This is a genomic window from Campylobacter concisus (genome assembly GCF_015229955.1).
GTDB classification, from domain to species: Bacteria; Campylobacterota; Campylobacteria; order Campylobacterales; family Campylobacteraceae; genus Campylobacter_A; species Campylobacter_A concisus_AT.
The window spans coordinates 789,016-808,914 of the sequence record NZ_JAAKYZ010000001.1; the positions used below are offsets into that span (position 1 = coordinate 789,016).

The window sequence follows — 19,899 nt, forward strand, 5'->3', positions numbered from 1 at the left end:
CCCTTTTTTAGCCTATTTTGGCCTTTAAAAGCTCATTGACCTTGCCTGGGTTAAAGGCACCCTTGCCCTCTTTCATCACCTGACCAACAAAGAAGCCAAACATCTTATCTTTGCCGTTTTTATACTCTTCTACTTTGTCGGCGTTTGCAGCCAAAATTTGATCTATGATCGCGATGATAGCTGAGTCGTCGCTCACTTGTTTTAAGCCAAGCTTTTCGATGACACTATCGACGTCCGCGTCATTTTCCATTAGGTAGTCTAGAACCTCTTTTGCAGCCTTGCCGCTTATCGTTCCATCTTCTATGCGCTTTAGTAAATTTATCATTTTAGCACTATTAACTGGGCTTGTCTCGATCGTTACGCCGTTATTTAAACGACCAAGAAGCTCAACTATGAGCCACGTAGTAGCAAGTTTAGGCTGAATTCCAGCGACGATCAGCTCTTCAAAATATCTAGCCATCTCAACGCTTTGAGTTAAATTTAGAGCATCACTCTCTTTTACGCCTAGCTCACTCACGTACCTTGCGACCTTTTGCTCGGCAAGCTCTGGAATTTTTATCGCTTCGTTATACATCTCTTCTGGGATCTCAACTGGCAGCAAGTCAGGGTCAGGGAAATACCTATACTCCGCGCTATCCTCTTTGCCACGCATCGATCTTGTCACTAAATTTGTCGTGTCAAACAGCCTTGTCTCTTGATAGACCTCTTCGTCATATTTGCCATCCTCCCACGCTACACTTTGGCGCTCTACCTCGTAGTCGATCGCCTTTTGGATAAATTTAAATGAGTTTAAATTTTTTATCTCAACTCTTGTGTAAAGCTTGGTGTCGCCTTTTGGACGGATAGAGACGTTTGCGTCGCAGCGGAAGCTTCCCTCTTGCATATTTGCGTCGCTGATGTTTAAAAATCGAAGGATCGAGTGCAATTTTTTAAGATAAGCCACCGCCTCGTCGCTACTTCTAAGGTCTGGTTCGCTAACTATCTCAAGAAGCGGCGTGCCAGCTCTGTTTAGATCAACCAGACTCTCGGTTTCTTCATGGATGTTCTTTCCAGCGTCCTCTTCAAGATGCGCTCTAGTTACACCTATGCGTTTTTTAGTGCCATTTACGTCGATTATTAGCTCGCCACCTTCTACGATAGGTATCTCAAACTGAGAAATTTGATATGCCTTTGGAAGGTCTGGATAGAAGTAGTTTTTTCTATTAAAGACTGATTTTTTATTTATCTTAGCATTTATCGCTGTGCCAAAACTGATAGCCTTTTTTACAGCCTCTTTGTTTAGCACAGGTAGTGCTCCAGGAAGTGCTAGGCAAGTTGGGCAAACATGAGTGTTTGCCTCATCACCGAAGCTAGTTGAACAAGAGCAGAAAATTTTAGTTTTTGTATTAAGCTGAGTGTGAACTTCTAAACCAATAACGACTTCAAACATATTTTTACCTTTAAATTTATACAAATTTTTAAGGCGTATTTTAGCGATACTTTCTTTTAAAATATCTAAAAATGAGCGTTTTGACTGGAAAAATAAAGAATGTGATTTAGGAATTTAAAGAATTTTAAAAAGGAAAAAGCCATATAAAAATATGGCTTTAAATTTTAATGCTCGTGCTCACTAATAGCAATGGCACCAGCTAGATAAACGTAAGTTAGCATCATAAAGATAAATGTTTGCAAAACAGCCATAAGCGTTAGAAGCGCAAAAGCTGGAAGCGGAGCAAACCAAGGTGCAAGTGTAAGCATCGCAAGCAAGAATAGATCATCTCCCTTGATATTACCAAAAAGACGAAATGATAGCGAAACTACACGTGAAAGATGCGAGATGACTTCAACTGGAAACATAATAGGAGCTAGAAATTTATTCGGCCCCATAAAGTGTCCAAAGTATTTAAAAAATCCATTTTCTCTAATGCCCTCAAAGTTGTAATAAATAAATACAACTAAAGCCAAAACTAGAGTTAAATTTAGACTTGATGTTGGTGACTCAAATCCAGGAATAATACCTACAACATTTGAAAAAAATACAATAAAACCGATAGTTGCAACAAGTGGAAGATATTTCCTAGCTAGTTTTTCACTGCCTAAAGTATCTCTTCCCATCGATATAACGCCCTCCAAATAAGCTTCAACTATATTTTGAAGACCTCTTGGCACAAGTTGCATCTTACTCCTTGCTATATAAGCAACTATGATAACAATCAAAGCCACAAGCAGAAAGTGAAACGCATAGATAAAGGCGTGGGAGCTATTTAGAAAATTTGAAAATAGAAACAAATCTTTCATTAATTTACCTTGGATTTAGAATTTTGCGTGATTGTAACAAAATTATTGTTAAAACATTTTTAATTTTAAACTCTGAAATAATCGAAAATCAATTTACAAATAGTCACTGCAACTACCACTAGAAACATTGTTCTAATAAATTTAACCTCTTTTTTAATGACAAGATTTGATCCAAAATATGCGCCTAAAATTTGACCAACTGCCATCAAAAGTCCAACAGCCCAAAGCATCTGTCCGCCAGCTATAAAAATGCCAAGAGCAACGATATTGCTAGTAAAATTTAAGAGTTTTGTATGAGCGACGGCCTTTTTTAAATTTAGCCCAATTAATGCCACTATCGCAAATGTCCAAAAAGAGCCTGTTCCTGGACCAAAAAAACCATCATAAAAGCCAAGTATCAGCCCAAAAACTACATAAAATAGCTTTTCATTCATCTTTGCGGCTCTATCATTTTCGCCGACTTTTGGCATAAAAAGCGTGTAGATGAAAATAGCAATCAGCAAAAATGGGATAATTATCTTTAAAAAATTTGTATTTAAAAATAGAATAACCACTGCTCCAATGATAGCTCCAATGAAAGTAAAAACGATACCTACAAAGCACTCTTTATAATTAATTAATCCCCGTTTTGTGAAATTTAGAGTCGCTGTAAAGCTGCCAAAGACACCTTGAAGCTTATTTGTACCAAGCGCAAGATGTGGTGGTACGCCCATCGCCATAATAGCTGGAAGCGTTATAAGGCCGCCTCCACCAGCGATAGAATCGATAAAACCACCTAAAAACGCGGCTACAAAAAAAACAACATAACTAAGTAGATTAAATTCCATTTTTTTACTCTTTTGATAATTGAAATAAAAGCAGATTGTAATTTATTTGTACTTATCTTTTTGTAAAATTTTTATATTTGAAATGAGAGATTTTTAAAATTTATAAATTTTAACGAGCCTTTAGATCTAGCCCAAAGACTCGCTTACTAAAGTGATTACTTAATAACGCCACAAAGCATTCTAGCGCCACCACCGCCAAGGGCTTTTGGGTTGTCGCTGTGATTGTCGCCACCAACATGAACCATTAGTGAGTGACCTTTTAGCTCATCAAGACTTTTTATCTTTGGAGCTAGTACTGGATAGTTCGCATTGCCCTCAGCATCTACATAAAGTGCTGGCAAATCACCTTTGTGACCTTTGTCATCCCAAGCAAAAGAGTGCATCTTTGTGCCAGCTGGATCCCAGTGACCGCCTGCTTTCATGCCAAGACCTTTTTCAGTCGCACCACAGTCAGCATTTTCATGGATGTGAAAGCCGTGTAGTCCTGCAGTAAGTCCTTTTAAATTTGGAAAAAATGCAACGCCGTAATTTGTCTTAACAGCTACTACTTCGCCGACACTCTTGTCGCCCTTCTCGCTTAGCTCATTAACAGGTATAACTAGATGTTCGCCAGCCTTTGGATCAAAGTGATGACCTTCGTGAGCAAAAAGCAAAGTTCCTAAAACTGCACTTAGTAAAACGATTTTTTTCATACAAGCTCCTTATGGATAAAATTGTATGGCAAGTCTACCCTAAATTTAAAAATTTAGCAATAATTTTTATTGATTGAGATTTTTTACGATAGTTTCTAGCTCTTTGCTCTGCCCTATTCTATAAAGTGCAAAGTCGTATTTTATCGGGTCTAGCTCATCAAATTCTCTAAGTTTTTTTGTAAGATCCATGACTGCTTTGAAATCGTAGCTCTTTCTATTTATAAGTCCTAAATTTAAAGAAACCCTATGCGTGTGCACGTCAAGTGGCATCAAAAGCCTATCTTTTGGTAAATTTTTAAATAGCCCAAGGTCAATGTCGCTATCTCTAACCATCCAGCGAAGATACATATTGTATCGTTTATATGGGCTTTGTGGCTCTTTACTAAAGCTCTTGCCAAAGAAAAACTCATATCCGTCCGAGCGGTAAGAATTTAGCCCATAAATAAATTTAATAAGCTCATTTACTGCTTCTATCATCTCGCCGTTTTTTGCAAGACCTTGGCGCAAAATTTGCTCAATATCAGCCTCTTTTTTTAGGCGTGAAAGTGTGATAAAAATTTCTTTTACGTCGTTTTCATTTTGAAAGCGGTATTTAAAATTTGATAATTTTTTCTTGATATTTTGCTCGCTCTCATCAAGCAGGCTAAATTCAAGCGAATTTAGAAATTTCACTATCATTTTTGCGTTGCCGTAAGCAAATAACGCGCAAATGAGTGCTATGTTTGGCTCTTTAAATTTAGTAGCTACTTGAAGAGGATCCGGGGCGTCAAATAGCCCCGAATTTGTATTTTTACTAATTACGTGTGAGTCTAAAAGGCTCTTTAGCTCGCTCATTGTTTTAGTGAAAGAAGCGTGTCAAGCATTTGATCAACGGTTGTGATGATCTTTGCCGCTGCGCCGTAACTTGCTTGAAAGCGGATCAAATTTGTAAGCTCTTCATTGGTATCTACGCCACTTGTTGATTGAAATTCCTCTTCAGCTGTCTTTTGCAAAGACGTATTTGTGTCGTGGATAGTATTATTTGCCTCTGTATCACTCGCCATGTCAGTCGTAAGATAGCGGTAATATCCCTCGATCGTCTCATCTCTATCAAGTGCTATGCCACTTGAGTAAAAGGTCTGCTTTTGATACTGAAGCTGGATCATTTTATTTGCAACCTCATTATTTCCGATAACTGGCTTTGAGTAGGCACGAAGCTTTGTGTGGTCTTGGGTAAAATTTTGATTTATGCCGATACTATTTGAGTCAGTACCTGAAAAAAATCTATTTATGCCAACAGCGCCTGGAAAATTTGTACCGTGATCGACTATTGATATGCTATAAAGCCCTTGAGCTTGTTTTGGAATGAGAGAAAATGTGCCTTTTTTAGTATTTTTATCATAAAAATATGACGCCTCAAAAAAGTCATCAACGTCATTTAGCATATTATTGTCTTTATTGTCATCTGAGTTTGAGTTAAAGTCTTTGACGATAGAGTTGCCATATCTTGTATCATTCATCGTCGTCGTACCATTTACATTTATAGTTTTTCTGGCCACGACATTGCCTTTGTTATCATAAACAATAGCTTCAAAACTTCCGTTTCTTATACTATTATCATGATTCATCAACGTCTTATCGCCTTCTAAATAACTTATCGGATCTGAGTTAGAAATTTCAACTGCGGATTCGGCATAGATATTATTTGTACTTGTTATCAATGTTTTACTAAATGTATTTAAATTATCAATGTATTTTTGGATCGTTCCGTCGCTAAATTTATCATTATCTGGCTCGTAGTTTCGGCCCCTAAGATCAAGTGCAGCTCCGATTTTACCGCCTGTGATCTTTTCTTCCATTGGGATTCTTCTGCCATCTTCTCTTTCATAATAAATTTTTGTATATCGTCCACTTTCAGTTGAACTCATAGAAATTTCGTGAAAATTTACACCATCAACGATACTTACGCCACCAATGTTTAGATTGTAGTATTTTCCTTGATCTGTTATTCCTGTATCTACCCTAGAATTGCTCTTTAGATCGCTTTTATAAACTGCTGTATTTACCAGCTTTGACATAGCAAGCTCAAGCTCATCACGTTTATCACGAAGATCATTTGCATTTATTTTTATACCAGCATCCGCGCCTGATTCTATTCTTTGGATTTGCTTATTAATGTTTGCTATTTGTCTGCCTAGCGAATTTATCTCTTTTATATTTATTTTTATCGTTTCATCAATCTTTTCATGCATATCGTAAAGCATCTTTGATGAGCGGTTGATACTTGCAGTCAATACACTTGCTTTATTTATCAAATTTACTTTCTGAGCACCTGCATTAGGGTTTGAAGCAAAGTTATTCCACGCGGAAAAATACTCCTGAATATCCTTTACCATTCCATTATCTTTTAGATCAGGAAAATATTTTGTAGCTTCTTGCAAAATTCTTTGTTTATAGGCTGTATTTTCTAAATTTGACGATGAGTATTTTAGTCTTGAGTAGGCAAACTCATCATGAAGCCTTGTTATAGTATCTACTTGCGTGCCTGTACCAACTCCGCCAGGTACTGTATTCATCGCTGGAGATGCGGATTGGACAACACGCTGCCTTGTATAGTAGTTGCTATCAGCGTTTGCGATATTATTTCCGGTTGTACTTATTTGAAGCTGGGCCGCATTTAGTCCTGAAACACCCGTGCCTAATGACATAAAAATATTAGCCATTTTTTAAACCCTTGATTTATAAAAATTATTATCTATGCTATTTCCATCTTGGCCGTATTCACTTGTTTTAGTTCCAAAAATTTTTTCATTAAGTGAGTCAAAAAATTCTTTAACAGCAACAACATGTCTTGCATATTCTTTATTAACTTTATGTAAATTTTCAAGCTTTGAACGCATAAGTACAAGCTTTGACTTCACTTCATCGTCTAAAACAGTAGCAAGTGTAGTCGTACCGCTCTCTTTTGATACCTTTAAAAGCTCTTTATCTAGTGCTCTTTTTGTATCTTCAAATGCACGAACTAAGGCATTTTTTTTCTTTACACTCTCATCAACGCTTGAGTGCTTAGCCTCTTTTATATTTGCGATATCTTGTATGGTTAAATTTATGAGCTCATCAAGCTCGCCTATAGCCTCGTCCAAAAGCTTTTTTATCATTTAAATTCCTTAATTACAGCAGCGCATCAGCCACAGCCCTAGCCGTTTTTGAGATATCAACCTGATAAGTGCCATTTGCTATGGCATCAGCTATCTCTTTTAGCTTTGCGTTTTCGTTTGTTCTTACTTCTTTACTCTGAGTTTCGACCTTGGCATCGCTATTTTTATTTAGCGTATTTGCCTGAAAATTTGGTCTTTGGTTCAAAGGTGTTATCATATTCATACCTCTTAAAATAAAATATTTATATCACTACATCGGCAGAATATAAATTTACTTAAGAGTCTCTCTTTAAAAAATCGTACAAAAGTTCTGAAAAACCAAGATTTCCACTCAATGCTTTACTCATTGCATCGTTATACATTGACCTATAGATATCGCTACCAGCAGCTTTTGGATATAGCGAGTTGTGCTCATCTTCTTTTAAAGCAATATCAAGTACAGCCTTTACCATATATGCCTCAAACGCATCGGTTTGCTCTTTTAAAAGTGCATCTTGTTTAGCATTTGCATTTTTTATCTTATTTGTTGAAATTTCATTGTATGAATTTAGCGCTAAGGTGTTATCTATTTGCATTATATTATCTCCAAATCAACCTGTATCGCACCAACTCGCTTTAAATTTTCAAGTATCGATATGATATCGCTTGGTGTTGCCCCAAGCTTATTTAAAGCTCTTGTTACGTTTGCAACGGTTGTTTTTTCGCCTGAAATTTTAAGTAAATTTTGACTAGGTGCGACAGACGTATCACTTCCTATATTTACATCATTTTGCGCTGCCTCATCGTAGCTATTTGGCTCTATTTTTATTGTGATTGCACCATGCGTTAAGACAACTGGACTAACCACAGCATTTATGCCACTTACTATCGTGCCAGTTCTTTCATCAACCACTATCTTCTCATCTGGCTTATACTCCACATCAAGATCAAGCACAGCGCTTGCAAGCTCGATAATACTAACATCATCTGGCTTTTTAACGATAACCGTTCTTGGATCGATCGCCTTTGCGGCATCATCAGAAATATTTGCATTTATAGCATTTTGGATATCAAGAGCAGTTTTAAAATTTGTATCTTTTAGGCTTAGTCTTATGTTATCTTGATTGTAAATATCATAAGTTACTTCTCGTTCAACCAAAGCTCCATTTAGAATAGAGCCAACGGTCGGGTGATTGCCACCTGATCTACCCACGCTTTTACCACCGATGCTTAAAGCACCCTGAGCCAAAGCGTAAATATCACCATCAACGCCTTTTAGTGGCGTCATTAGAAGAGTACCACCTTGCAAACTTTTTGCATCGCCAATAGATGAGATAACGACATCAAGCTTATTGCCATGCCTTGCAAATGCAGGAAGCTTAGCTGTTACCATAACAGCAGCTGCGTTTTTTGACTTGATATCATCTGGATTTATCTTTACGTTTACACCTTGAAGCATGTTTGATAAAGACTGGATCGTAAATTTTGACGTTGAGCCATCACCTGTGCCGTTTAGTCCGACAACTAGGCCGTAGCCTATTAGCTGGTTATCTCTTACGCCAACTATGCTTGCAAGCTCTTTTATCTGCGTAGCAAAGGCTGAAGTAGCTATCACTGAAGCTGCTACAAAAGATAAAAATTTTTTCATATTTTTTCCTAAAATTTAGCTATTTTAGGTTTTTAAAGCAAAAGATGTTCCAAATTTTTATAAATTATTGGAAGTAAGAGAGCGAAGTAGCTCCAAATTTTTTAAATTTTACAAGCTTATATGTAGAAATTTCATCGCTAAATTTAAAGTCGCTGTTGTGCTCAAAAACTATCATATAAATTTTCTCTTTTTTTAACTGCGAGATTAAATTTACAAGTTTTTCGTAGATATCATCAAAGCCAGCTCTTATGTCAAATGGCGGATCAAGGTAGAGCAAGACTTTACCACTTTGAGAATTTACAAGATCAGGCAAGACAGAAAAAGTATCGCCATTTATCGCTTTTAAATTTGAGCATTCTAGGCTTGCAAGGTTGCTTTGCGTGATCTTAAAAGCGGCTCTATCTTTTTCGATAGCGATAACCTCACGTGCTCCGTTGCTAACGGCCTCGCTTGCCATCACGCCACTTCCACCAAAACCCTCTATAAATGTAAGTGAGTAAATTTCATCTCTAATGACGTTAAAAAATGACTCTTTTACGATGCTTTTTGTGCTTCTAGTCGTGCTTAGACTTGGAAGTTCAAGCCTTTTGCCTTTAAATTTACCACTTGAAATTTTAGTGTAAAGCTTCACTGATTTGCCCTTAAAATTTCAAGTAAATCGGCTTTAAATTTATCTATCAAAAGTGAAATCTTCTCTTCTAAGCCCTTTTCATTTTTAGCTTCATTTAGCTCATTTGCTTTTGAAATTTGCATAGCTGAGTAAAATTCTTCAAGCGTATCAAGAAGTGTCGTCTTGTTAAAAGGATGAGAAAGATGAGCATTTTTCCCTATTATAAATAGTGGTTTTTTTGTCGCAATCTCGCGGTCACTCACTACAAAATCACAATCCTTATGATGAGCAGCCAAATTTCCACAAAAAAGCAACAGTGTCTTTTGAAGCAAAATACACTCGCACTCAAATGAAATTTTCATATCTCTTCCTATAAATTTTTGCTCGATTTTAGCCTAAATAATCAAAAATTTGTATAAACACTAAAGGATTTTAAAATTTTACCGATGTAGAAGCTAACGTAAGTTTTAAGGAGTAAAACTATGGAAATCTTTAAGGCAGCAGCAAATCAGGTACTAGATACGAGCATGAGCACATCTACTCAGCGTCAAATAGATAGCAGACCTATCGAGCATTCTGATGTTAAATTAAGTGCTGATAAAAACAATGAAACCAAAGATGTTAACGAGCTAGACGGACTTAGCAACGAAGAGCTTGCCAAAAGAACAAGAGAGGTCACTGACAGACTAAACTATCAAATGCAGCAGCTCGATACTAATGTAAGATTTGCTTACAACGAGAAGCTAAATTTAATGGTCGTGCAAGTAAAAGACGCTAAAACTGGCGAGGAGATAACACAACTTCCAAGCAAAGAAGCTATAAGAATAAGCGAGTATTTCAAGGAAAGTATCGGAATACTTTTTGACAAGGAGAGTTAAAAATGGCAGTAGGTAACGTAACAAATTTAGGAATCGGTACAAAAAATAGCGGACTAAATGACGATCTTATCAAGAAATTAAAAGAAGCAGATGAAGCAGGACAGATCAAGCCTTTAACAAAAAGGCTAGAGAGAAATGACCTAAAGCAAAAAGACCTTGCAGCGCTAAAAACTCTAGTTAGCAACGTAAACGTAAGTGGCAAAACACTTGGCGGAGAGGCACTTTATCTAAAAAGAACTACAAACAATGCTGGCAAAAGCGTAACAGCCTCAGCAGCAAATGGCGTTAGCGTGCAAAATTTTAGTATAGATGTGCAAAAACTTGCTCAAAAAGATACATTTCAAAGCTCAAATTTCAAAAACGCTTCAAGCTTAGTAGGTGCGACAAACAACGGCTCTTTTGATGTTGAAATCGATGGACAAAAATTTTCTATTAGCGTAACTAGATCAACCACATATCAAGATATTGTAGACAAGATAAATGATATCAGTGGTGGTAAATTACAAGCTAGAATTTTAAATGTTGGCGGAGATAAACCAAATCAAATCATGCTTCAATCAGGCAATACTGGCGCAACACAGACTATTAAATTTTCAAATGATACGGCTGGTGTTTTAGATAAGCTTGGCTGGGATAGTACGCAGTTTCAGGACAAAGATGCAAATGGTACTCTACTAACAAATCCTGATGGTACACCAAAGATGACATCAAATTTTGAAAAAAATAGAATTTTAAAGGCACAAGATGCGGAATTTACATATAACGGAGTAAATGTAAAAAGAAGCAAAAATACCTTCAACGACTTAAGGCCGGGAATTTCTATTACATTAAATGAAACTGGTAAAACAAACGTAAGCGTCTCTCAGGATACAAAAGAGGTAATAAAAGCGGTTGAAGAATTTATCAAAGACTACAACCTAATGACCATGAACCTTGGTATAGCCACAAAATATGACGAGGAAAAGGGAGCTGGCACTTTCCAAGGCGTTAGCGAAATTTCAAGCTTAAGATCAAACATTGGTCGTCTTGTAAATGGACAAGATAGCGAAGGCAAAGCATTAAGTAAATATGGCATAGTGCCTGATAAAGACGGACAACTTCAGCTTGATCTAAATAAACTAAATGCAGCTCTTAGCAAAGATCCTGAAGAGATTCAGAAATTTTTCATGGGATCAAGCAAGATCGAGCCAATAAGCTATATGGGAGCATCGACTGTTAGCGCTGGAGCACTAGACATAAAAGCTGGTGATCTTACGATAAATGGCAAGTCAGTTACGTTCTCAACTACAGCCACAGCCACAGCCGAAGAGAACGCACTAAAGCTTCAACAAGCTATAAATGACGCTGGCATAACTGGAGTTACAGCTAGTCTTGATAAAAGTGGTAAAAGAATCGTCTTAAAAAGAAGCGATGGCGAAAATATCGAGGTAAAAGGTAAAAATTCAGCCTTAACAGCTCTAGGTATGAATGAAGCTACCATAAATCCAGTAACCAAAAAGACAGATGGGCTATTTACAAAGCTAGCTAAAATGCTTGATGGTGTCGTTGGCAAAAGTGGTACGATGGTTGCTATGCAAAATCAGTTAAAAGACGAAAACGAGTCGATCACAAAAAACAAAGAGAGCACACAAAAGCTTTTAGATGAAAAGTACACAACAATGCAAGAGCGTTTTATCAAGTATAACGCTATCATCGCGAGCTTAGAAAATCAGTTCTCGACACTAAAATCAATGATCGATGCAGAGATAAATAGTAGAAAATAAGAGAGAAAGATGAATCAAAGTGCATATAGTGCATACGCACAGTCTAGTTTTGGGGGCATAGAGTCCCCAACTAAATTAATAGAAATGCTTTATGACGGAATTTTAAAATTTATATTTCGTACAAAAAAGGCGATAGAAGCTGGAGATATAGAGAAAAAAGTTTATTATATTAATAGGACAAACGCTATTTTTGTTGAGCTTTTAAATTCGCTTGATTATTCTCAAGGCGACGTAGCCCACTATCTTAGCGGCCTCTATACAAGACAGATGCAGCTTCTTGCTATGGCAAATATACAAAATGATGTCGCAGCCTTAAATGAAGTAACCAATGTCGTAAAGCAACTATCAGAAGCATGGAGAGAGGTAACATCAGGTGAATAGTTGGATTAATGAATTTAAATTAGCATTGATAAACGAAGATACAGGCAAGATAGCTGCTTTATCAGAAAATTTTAGTGAAGATATGTTTACGAGCCTAGCTTTGGCACAAGAAGCACAAGCACTAATTGGCGGTGCAATAGAGCTTTTAAAAAGCAAGTCTTCACACATCCAAAATGAGCTTATAAAACTACAAAAAGCTCAAAAATACGTAACAAACTAATCTGTTTTTATAAATTTAAAGGCACGGCGTTAAGCCGAGTTCTGTCTTGAGCGATCATTTATCTACGCTTGCTTTTACAAACAAGCTCTAGCGAAGGGTTTTAATATAAGACCAAAACCATCCCTTCTTGCTGCAGGTTGGGTTTATATGGCCACGCAAGTTACCAAGCGTGCCGGTGGGCTCTTACTCCGCCGTTTCACCTTTACCGCCGAAGCGGAAGTCTACTTTCTGTTACACTATCCCTTAGGTTTCCCTAGCCATCCGTTAGATGGAACCTTGTCTTATCGCAGCTCGGACTTTCCTCTTTTTCAAAAATCAAAAGCGATCGCTTACCGTGCCAGAGCGAAATTATAGCGGCTTTGGCTTAAATTTCTAGCTTTAAAAGCTTTAGACTTTTAACTTTATGTTTTTTATTTAAAAGGCAGATTTGCAAACAGATAGAGTGCTTTGAGTAAATATTTAGCGTATGTTTTGTTAAAAATTTATCTCAAAGCGCAATAAATTCAGCATTATTTATAGGACGCAAATCACAAGAATTGCCAAATTTTTTCATTGTCTCGCGTGCAGCTTCCACAAAAGGCTCACAACCAAAGTGCGGTACGATGTAAAAATCAACCAAATTTAACCCTGTAAAATCACTCGTTTTCGCGCTATTTTCATCCATCAGCGTAGCATATCTCGTATCTGGTGCGGCCACGATCGCTCCCGCCGACTCACCGATATAAATTTTGCCCGCTTTGACTGCATTTTTTATAGCTTGGGCGGCACACGATTTTCGCAGCTCGTTAAGCAGATAAAATGTATTTCCACCGCTAACGTAAATGATATCACACTGACTAATGGCAGATAAAATTTCATCTTCACAAGATGGCTCATCTTGGCTAGATACTAGTGCCGCCGAATTCTTGGCGCAAGAGACGTCAAGGCGTCTTAGCTTCGCACCAAAATTTTCTAAAATTTCCACCGCTTCGCCGACGTAGAAATTTACCTCTTCAAATTTGGCCGCAGTATCTATAAAAACAATATCTTTGCCTTGAAAATTTACCACTTCATTAATCTTGCTCGCAACCTCCGCAAAGTAAGAGCAAAGAAAAATATTTGCCATTTTTAATCCTTTTAAAATATAAATTTGCAAACCCATTATATCCAAACGAGCTTAGAAACACTTGTGTTTCGCGTCGCCAGCGCATCTTGCTTTACGGGTAAAATTTAGCGATTTTAGGATAAGGATCTTGGTGCAAAAATTTGATAAATTTAGCCACAAATTTAAATTTAAAACAATAAAGTAAAGTATTTTTGTACCGCTTGGCTCACAGCTTTTAAAGAGCGTCAGGCGAGGTGAATTTTGATTTGTGAAATTTAAACTTAAAAGTTAAGGCGAAGTTTTGCGAGATGGTTTTAAATGTTTTCTGTGTCACTATGCTCGTAGCTAAACAAAAGAAGTAAATTTCGTCCCAAGATAAGGTATGTAGCCTATCGCAGAGCGAAATTTATACTCTGCTTGCAGTTACCAGCATAGACGCAAAAATCATTTAAAAGCGCTCGCAAGACAAGCCGCCGCCCTACTCAAAGATATTTTTATGCAAGATTTCTTCTAGCACAACAGTCGCGTAGCTGCCTTTTTGCAGCGTGAAATTTATCATAAAGTGCGCTTTTTCCTCGTTGTATTTGTAGCTCGCATCCTCCAAGTAGCACCACGCAAAGCGCCTAGATCCCGTCATTTTAGCTTTGTATTCATTTGCCTGCGAGAAAATTTGATCCTCTACTGCCCTAGCTGCGCCCTGCGCCTCATACGCCTTCGCACCCGCGATCAGCCCGCAGCTAGTGATATCTCTAGCGTCAAAGCGCGCGCCCTCCGCATCCAAATCCTCGCACAAAAAGCACTTGCCGTGCGGGTAGTGCCCCAAAACTTCGCCCTCAATTAGCTTAAAAAATCTCTTTTGCGATTTTAAATTTTTCAAAATCGTGCCGTCAAGATACGGGTAAATTTGAGCTAGCTCACCTAGGCTAAAATCCTGCGCAAGCCTCGAAATCTCCACGCGTTTGCTAAGCCAGCGATTAAAAAGATCACTTTGATATGCCGAGATCAAAAAGTCGTTTAGCTTTACATTTTTGCTCTTTTTGCCGTTTATCGTCCCATTTTTAAGAAGCTCCAGGCCAGTTTCGGCATTGTCGCCAAATTTACCAAAACGCTGATAGCCAAAGTAGTTTGCATAGCCCATTTTATCGATACTAACAAATGCTTGCTCTAGCTTTTTGGCATTACTTGGTAGCACCTTTTTTAAGCGGATAAAAAAGCTATTTCCCTTTAGATGTCCGATACGAAGCTTATTTTTATGCACGCTTAAATTTAAAATTTTCATCTTTTCATGGCTAAAGTTTGCAAGCGTACCCTCAAATTTACGAGGCATTGAGATAAATTGTGTCGTCATGCCCTGCTTGTCCTTTAGCCCAGCATAGCCAAAATCACGCATCTTAGCTCCTGTAACCTCGCTTAAAGCGTGTAAAGCGTCGCTTGTCGTCATATCTTTTTTAGAAATTTCAACGATCAAGTGCTCGCCATCCCCACTAAACTCGTAAAGTGGTATCTCACGCACGACAAAATCATCTGAATTTTTAGAAAAATAGGCCTCTATGGGCGCATGAGTCAGCGCATAAAGTGGCTTAAAAGTGGTGGTTTCTTGCATTTTGTTTTAACCTTTTATTTGAAATTTTTGCAAAGATATTAATCTTTGTCCGTGTTTTTGCGGCGATCCTTTTGATGGCGTTTAAATTTTTAGGACTAAAAGTAAATAAAATTTCATACTCTTCACCGCTACTAAGCTCAAATTTACTTAGCTTTTTTGTAATTTTAGCACCCTTTTTGCTAGCCTTTAAAAGCTTAGCAAGATCGGCATTTAGCCCATCTGAGATATCCATAGCTGAGTTTACAAGATGAGCTGCTTTGTGGAAAAATTTATCTCTTAAAATAGGCTTTTTAAATCGCGAGTTTTTTGAAATTTTAGCTAGCCTCAGAAGCGAATTTAGCCCCTTTTTGCTACCTCCAAGCTCGCCAGTAAAAGCCACTAGATCGCCAAATCTCGCATTTTTTCTAAGCACAGCTTTGCCATTTAGCTCGCCAATTACACTAACGCTTATATTTAAAATTTTGCTACTTATCGTGTCACCACCGATTATCTTTACGCCAAACTCCTCGCACGCTCTGTTTATGCCACCGCTTAGCTCTTTGATTTGCTGCGGCGAAAAATTCTTTGGCAAACTAAGTCCAAGAAGCGCAAATTTTGGCCTAGCATTCATCACGATCGTATCTGAAAAATTTACGATCATCGCCTTGTAGCCGATCTCTTCAAGGCTTAGCCAGCCATGCTTAAAGTGCGAGTTTTCAGCAAAGATGTCCTTGCTAAAGACCTGCTTGCCAAGCACAGCCGCATCATCGCCAATATAAGCGTTACCAAAGCATTCAATCGTAAAATTTTCTTTATCCATCGGGCCATTATAATGAAACTCCTTTTAATTTTAGGATAAAATAAGCCGAAAAAGGAGTCAAATGCAAAAAATAGAAATTTTTAGATTTAATGCAAAAAAGGATATTTTGTCGTATTTTAAACCATATTTTTTAGAAATTTTAGATTACGCAAATCTTGATGAACTATTTTTGCATATTAAAAAGATTGATCCGTATTTTCAGCCAATAACTGGCTTTGTGAAAGTAAATGATGTCGTAGTGAGCACTGCTGAACCATTAGTAAATTTATATGAAAAATTTGTAGGCGAGCTTGTGATTTCGCCACTTGATGAAAAACGAGCGGTTTTAGATCTTGAGATAAATGATGACGACTTTTGGGAGAAATTTAAGCCATTTGAGAAATTTTGTGATCAAGCAGGCAAAGAATTTTATGTAAGCTTAAAGCCATATTTTTATGCTGATTTTGTGAGAGAATACGAGCCAAATTTTATAGGTGCAGCTGCTATCATACTGGCTCATCATCTTTATAAAAAAGAAAAAAATGATGAAATCATAAGGCTTATCAACAATGAAAATGGCATTTTGATAGCTTGCAAGATTGATGATTTTATCTTTAGCGGAAGCGAAATTTATACCGAAGCGATTAGGTTTTTTAAAGAAATTTTAGGGATAAAAGAGAATGAAACCCAAAAAAATGAGCTTGAAAAGATAAAGAGCTTGGATAAATTTAAAGAGTTTAAAATAGCCATAAGCGATAAAATCCCTGAAAATTTAGATAAATTTAGAGCAAATTTTATAAATCTAAACAATAAATTTCCTTGTGGATTTGAGCTTTTAAAAGTAAACGAAAAGCTTGCATTTGCACTTGCAAGCAAGACCATCTTTAATGCGTTTGATAGTGGGGCTGATTTTTTACTAGCTAGCAATGATGCTGAGTTTTATATGTTTGACACGCTTTCAAAAAAGCTTGAAAAATTTGCAAACAAAAGTTTGCAGGATTTTTATGTTTTAAGAGTTAGCGAACTGATCGAGCTTGAAAATGGCAAAATTCCAGCAAGCCTAAAAGAGCATACGCTAAAAGTAAATCTAGTCTAAAACTAGAGAATTTATTTTTGCAAAGTCGTATTTTGCTCGCTTAAGGCTTCTTCTTTTTCGTCTTCTTGTCTTATCTCATCGTACCTTGCTTTGGCATTTTCATAAACACCAGCTGGTAGGCTTATATTTAAATCATCCCTTAAGCTCATCACATCATCACAAGCATTTTGGTAGCCAAGGTCACAGCTTTTCATATAATAACTCACGCCAAGCTCGATATTTGAGTGTTTTTTTAGATCACTATCCATTTGCTCATTTATCTCTTCATTTACAAACATATCACCCAAAGCCTCGCACGAAAGCACATCTTTTTGCTCACAGCCATCATAGAAAATTTCATACGCAGCTACGTAATCTCCGGCATTTAGCGCCTCAATGCCTCTGTCATAATCATCAATATCAAAGCTAAATGCTAAATTTAAAGCTAGGATTAAAAAAACTATCTTTTTCATATAAAGCTCGGTGCATCGTTTGAAAATAGTATGAGATCGCCAGCACGCGTATTTTGAGCTAGAATTTCTTGCATTTTATTTTTATCCTTTAAGATGATGATCTTTGGCTTTATGATGTGTTTTAGCAAAACTTCGGCGTTTAGCGAGCTTGTGATGATGACAAGGTCGAAAATTTCATTTATCACCTTGGCTAAACTTGCATTTTGCTCCGCATCACTTTCTACGATACCAGGTGTTAGCAGCACTTTTCTGCCAGCATAGGTGCTTACTAGCTCGTAGCTTGCGCTCATGCCTGAGAAATTCCCATTAAAACTATCGTCAATTATCAACTTACCGCCAGCCTCGATCTTGCTTAGGCGGTGCTCGACGTTTTTCATCTTAGATAGCGCTCTATCTACCGCCTCATCGCTCATTTTTAGATATCTTGCCACCTTGATGCAAACAGCTAAATTTGTAGCGTTAAATTTGCCAAGCAGCGGCGAAGCGTAACTCTTGTCATCAAGCATAAATGAAATTCCATCTAAATTTGCATTTATATCTTTTAGACTTTCATCGTAAATTTCTAAATTTTGGCTTGGCTCTTTCTTTGTCGAGCTATGTAAAAATGCCATTTGCAAACGAGTGCTTTGAAGTGCTTCAAGCTTGGTAGAGCGGATATTATCAAGTGTTTTAAAGTACTCAATGTGCTGAGCGCCGATCTCGCCAACGATGACGATTTGTGGATTTAGAAATTTAGTGATCTCTAGGATGTCGCCCTTTAGCCTAGCGCCTGCTTCAGCGATGTAAATTTGCGTTTGCTCGCTTAAGTTTTCGTTGATATCTTTGATGATGCCAGCCATTGTATTTACACTGCGAGGCGTTTTGTAGCAGACAAAGCTATCTTTTAAAATTTCAAATAAGAAATTTTTGATACTAGTTTTGCCGTAGCTTGCGGTGATCAAGATGATTTTTAGATCTTTATTTGCGCCAAGTTTTTTAAGTGCCTTGTTTTTAAATCCTTGAAATTTTATCTTTTCTAAAATTTCACTAAAAAATAGGCTCACAACCAAGACAAAAAGTGGCATAGGAGCCAAAAACACCTTGTGGATGATGAAATTTAAAGCATAGTTTAAGATAATAGCACAAGCAAGGATCACAAAAAAGTGCTTGATCCTGCCAGTAATTACTAACTTTTTATCAAGTTTTTTGTGCCAAAGATAAAGAGCTGGCAAAAGTGCAAAGTAAAAATAGATAAAAAACCACTTGCCAGTCGTATAAAATAGCACCAACGGCACGATAAAGAAAAAGACGTGCCAAGCGGGCTTCGTGAAGTGAAAGAGCACACGCTCAGGCCTATATGAAAACCACTGAAAGCAAGTAATCACATAAAAAGCGAGCGCAAAGATAAATAAAACTGTGCTTATATTTAAAAATATACTCATCTTATCTCCTCGATCCCGCTCTCATCGTCAAGCACAACATTTTTTGCTTCATTTGGCTCAAAATTTATCCCTTTTTCTATCTCGTCACTTATAAATTTAGCGTGAAGTAAAAAGAAAAAATGATCACCATTAAGTGGAAAAAATGAACTATTTTTTATGAGCTTATGTATGCTCTCTCCGCTTGTTATAGGCGTTGCCTTGTCATTTTCTCCCCAAAATATCAAAGCCTTGCCGCTAAAGCTAGCAAAATGCTTTGTAAAATCCTCATCAACTACGTTTTTTAGGGTCTCATACATCACTCTGCTCATACCGCTCACATCTTTTGTGGCAAAGAGTTTATAAAATTTTCCAAATCCAAAAAGCTTAAAAATTTTAAAAATAGCGATCTTTGCGCGCACGATAAATGGCTTTTTGACAATTATGCCAGCTGAGCTTAAAAGCACAAGATATGGCGGCTTTAGAAGCGTTGCGACCTTACCACCAAAGCTATGACCTACGATGATATCTGGCTTTATGCCAAGCTCAGCGCAAAAATTTTTAACAATTTTTGCATAATCGCTTGTTTTTAAAGGATCAGTAATTGAGCTTTTACCAAAACCTGGCATATCGATATAAACGTGGCAAAACTCGTTTAGATAGTGCCCAAACGCCTTTTTCATTATCTCTTTATTAGCGCCCCAGCCGTGCAAGAAAAGCACTATTTTTTTACATTTTGGATTTACGATCTCGTAGTTTATATCAAACTCATTTGAGCCGTACTTTACCGCCCTACTCGCCATCGTTCTCTCTTTTTTTTGCAGTATAAATGCTCTCAAGCACACTCACTGCTTCGCAAAGGCGCTCATACTCTTCCATATTTAAAAGCACTGCTTCAAATTTATTATTTTTAACAATGACCGCTCTTTTTAATTCATTAGCTCCCACGCGAGAGAGCACTGAACTAAAATTTCTAACCACTTCAGTTGCCGTATAAATTTCGTCTTTTGTAAAAGTTACCATTGTCGCTCTTTGTGTAAAATTTTACGTAAAATATCACAAAGTACTTTATAATCT

24 protein-coding genes and 1 other RNA gene are annotated in these 19,899 nt (G+C 37.2%); 5 read left to right on the forward strand and 20 right to left on the reverse strand.

Annotation, left to right across the window (positions count from 1 at the left end):
• Positions 1-7 precede the first annotated feature (7 nt).
• The 12 genes from gatB to G6W45_RS04030 form a co-directional block, all read right to left on the reverse strand.
• Positions 8-1,429 carry an Asp-tRNA(Asn)/Glu-tRNA(Gln) amidotransferase subunit GatB gene (gatB, locus tag G6W45_RS03975; RefSeq protein ID WP_194167595.1) on the reverse strand — a complete coding sequence of 474 codons (1,422 nt, stop codon included), beginning with the start codon at positions 1,427-1,429 and terminating at the stop codon, positions 8-10.
• A 164-nt stretch (positions 1,430-1,593) separates the two neighbouring features.
• Positions 1,594-2,277, reverse strand: coding sequence for a F0F1 ATP synthase subunit A (locus tag G6W45_RS03980; protein ID WP_194167596.1), 684 nt, complete (start codon positions 2,275-2,277; stop codon positions 1,594-1,596).
• Between the two features lie 65 nt (positions 2,278-2,342).
• Positions 2,343-3,104, reverse strand: coding sequence for a TSUP family transporter (locus G6W45_RS03985; RefSeq protein ID WP_194167597.1), 762 nt, complete (start codon positions 3,102-3,104; stop codon positions 2,343-2,345).
• A gap of 155 nt (positions 3,105-3,259) precedes the next feature.
• The gene (locus G6W45_RS03990) at positions 3,260-3,796 is read right to left on the reverse strand and encodes a superoxide dismutase family protein (protein ID WP_103582861.1); all 537 of its coding nucleotides are present in this window, start codon (positions 3,794-3,796) and stop codon (positions 3,260-3,262) included.
• Positions 3,797-3,862: 66 nt separating this feature from the next.
• Positions 3,863-4,630, reverse strand: coding sequence for a TIGR02757 family protein (locus G6W45_RS03995; RefSeq protein ID WP_194167598.1), 768 nt, complete (start codon positions 4,628-4,630; stop codon positions 3,863-3,865).
• Positions 4,627-6,498, reverse strand: coding sequence for a flagellar hook-associated protein FlgK (flgK, locus tag G6W45_RS04000; RefSeq protein WP_087580149.1), 1,872 nt, complete (start codon positions 6,496-6,498; stop codon positions 4,627-4,629). The genes G6W45_RS03995 and flgK overlap by 4 nt, the downstream gene beginning before the upstream one ends.
• A gap of 3 nt (positions 6,499-6,501) precedes the next feature.
• Entirely contained in the window at positions 6,502-6,933 is a 432-nt protein-coding gene (flgN, locus tag G6W45_RS04005; protein WP_194167599.1) for a flagellar export chaperone FlgN, read from the reverse strand.
• 13 nt (positions 6,934-6,946) lie between these two features.
• The gene (locus G6W45_RS04010; protein WP_187424106.1) at positions 6,947-7,150 is read right to left on the reverse strand and encodes a flagellar biosynthesis anti-sigma factor FlgM; all 204 of its coding nucleotides are present in this window, start codon (positions 7,148-7,150) and stop codon (positions 6,947-6,949) included.
• A 58-nt stretch (positions 7,151-7,208) separates the two neighbouring features.
• Positions 7,209-7,508, reverse strand: coding sequence for a rod-binding protein (locus G6W45_RS04015; protein WP_054196705.1), 300 nt, complete (start codon positions 7,506-7,508; stop codon positions 7,209-7,211).
• Positions 7,508-8,560, reverse strand: coding sequence for a flagellar basal body P-ring protein FlgI (locus G6W45_RS04020; RefSeq protein ID WP_194167600.1), 1,053 nt, complete (start codon positions 8,558-8,560; stop codon positions 7,508-7,510). Before G6W45_RS04020 ends, G6W45_RS04015 begins: the two co-directional genes overlap by 1 nt.
• A 64-nt stretch (positions 8,561-8,624) precedes the next feature.
• On the reverse strand, positions 8,625-9,191 hold the full coding sequence (rsmD, locus tag G6W45_RS04025; protein WP_194167601.1) for a 16S rRNA (guanine(966)-N(2))-methyltransferase RsmD: 567 nt from the start codon (positions 9,189-9,191) through the stop codon (positions 8,625-8,627).
• Positions 9,188-9,532: an ornithine carbamoyltransferase gene (locus G6W45_RS04030; RefSeq protein ID WP_194167602.1), complete on the reverse strand. Its 345-nt coding sequence runs from the start codon at positions 9,530-9,532 to the stop codon at positions 9,188-9,190. The genes rsmD and G6W45_RS04030 overlap by 4 nt, the downstream gene beginning before the upstream one ends.
• A 120-nt stretch (positions 9,533-9,652) precedes the next feature.
• On the opposite strand from G6W45_RS04030, the gene flaG reads away from it, so the two are divergent.
• From flaG to G6W45_RS04050, 4 genes are read left to right on the forward strand one after another with little or no spacing between them, the layout of a single operon-like run.
• Positions 9,653-10,048, forward strand: a complete 396-nt coding sequence (gene flaG / locus G6W45_RS04035; RefSeq protein WP_194167603.1) for a flagella length regulator FlaG — start codon at positions 9,653-9,655, stop codon at positions 10,046-10,048.
• Between the two features lie 2 nt (positions 10,049-10,050).
• Entirely contained in the window at positions 10,051-11,811 is a 1,761-nt protein-coding gene (gene fliD, locus G6W45_RS04040; RefSeq protein ID WP_085657268.1) for a flagellar filament capping protein FliD, read from the forward strand.
• A gap of 9 nt (positions 11,812-11,820) precedes the next feature.
• Entirely contained in the window at positions 11,821-12,192 is a 372-nt protein-coding gene (fliS, locus tag G6W45_RS04045) for a flagellar export chaperone FliS (protein WP_072594313.1), read from the forward strand.
• The gene (locus G6W45_RS04050) at positions 12,185-12,412 is read left to right on the forward strand and encodes a hypothetical protein (RefSeq protein WP_087585975.1); all 228 of its coding nucleotides are present in this window, start codon (positions 12,185-12,187) and stop codon (positions 12,410-12,412) included. Before fliS ends, G6W45_RS04050 begins: the two co-directional genes overlap by 8 nt.
• A gap of 14 nt (positions 12,413-12,426) precedes the next feature.
• On the opposite strand, the gene rnpB is transcribed toward G6W45_RS04050, so the two are convergent.
• The 4 genes from rnpB to G6W45_RS04070 form a co-directional block, all read right to left on the reverse strand.
• Positions 12,427-12,753, reverse strand: an RNA gene (gene rnpB / locus G6W45_RS04055) — RNase P RNA component class A.
• 146 nt (positions 12,754-12,899) lie between these two features.
• Positions 12,900-13,517, reverse strand: a complete 618-nt coding sequence (locus G6W45_RS04060; protein ID WP_194167604.1) for a Type 1 glutamine amidotransferase-like domain-containing protein — start codon at positions 13,515-13,517, stop codon at positions 12,900-12,902.
• Between the two features lie 457 nt (positions 13,518-13,974).
• The gene (truD, locus tag G6W45_RS04065; protein ID WP_194167605.1) at positions 13,975-15,099 is read right to left on the reverse strand and encodes a tRNA pseudouridine(13) synthase TruD; all 1,125 of its coding nucleotides are present in this window, start codon (positions 15,097-15,099) and stop codon (positions 13,975-13,977) included.
• Positions 15,077-15,898 carry a thiamine-phosphate kinase gene (locus G6W45_RS04070; protein WP_194167606.1) on the reverse strand — a complete coding sequence of 274 codons (822 nt, stop codon included), beginning with the start codon at positions 15,896-15,898 and terminating at the stop codon, positions 15,077-15,079. Before G6W45_RS04070 ends, truD begins: the two co-directional genes overlap by 23 nt.
• A gap of 61 nt (positions 15,899-15,959) precedes the next feature.
• On the opposite strand from G6W45_RS04070, the gene G6W45_RS04075 reads away from it, so the two are divergent.
• The gene (locus G6W45_RS04075) at positions 15,960-16,973 is read left to right on the forward strand and encodes an HdrB C-terminal domain-containing protein (RefSeq protein WP_194167607.1); all 1,014 of its coding nucleotides are present in this window, start codon (positions 15,960-15,962) and stop codon (positions 16,971-16,973) included.
• A gap of 11 nt (positions 16,974-16,984) precedes the next feature.
• Here G6W45_RS04075 and G6W45_RS04080 read toward each other — a convergent pair whose 3' ends face one another.
• From G6W45_RS04080 to G6W45_RS04095, 4 genes are read right to left on the reverse strand one after another with little or no spacing between them, the layout of a single operon-like run.
• Positions 16,985-17,425, reverse strand: coding sequence for a hypothetical protein (locus G6W45_RS04080; protein WP_194167608.1), 441 nt, complete (start codon positions 17,423-17,425; stop codon positions 16,985-16,987).
• A complete protein-coding gene (locus G6W45_RS04085) occupies positions 17,422-18,846 on the reverse strand; it encodes a Mur ligase family protein (RefSeq protein ID WP_194167609.1) in 1,425 nt (474 codons plus the stop codon). Before G6W45_RS04085 ends, G6W45_RS04080 begins: the two co-directional genes overlap by 4 nt.
• Positions 18,843-19,625 carry an EstV family lipase gene (gene estV / locus G6W45_RS04090; RefSeq protein WP_194167610.1) on the reverse strand — a complete coding sequence of 261 codons (783 nt, stop codon included), beginning with the start codon at positions 19,623-19,625 and terminating at the stop codon, positions 18,843-18,845. Before estV ends, G6W45_RS04085 begins: the two co-directional genes overlap by 4 nt.
• Positions 19,615-19,845: a type II toxin-antitoxin system Phd/YefM family antitoxin gene (locus tag G6W45_RS04095; protein WP_021091404.1), complete on the reverse strand. Its 231-nt coding sequence runs from the start codon at positions 19,843-19,845 to the stop codon at positions 19,615-19,617. Before G6W45_RS04095 ends, estV begins: the two co-directional genes overlap by 11 nt.
• Positions 19,846-19,899 lie beyond the last annotated feature (54 nt).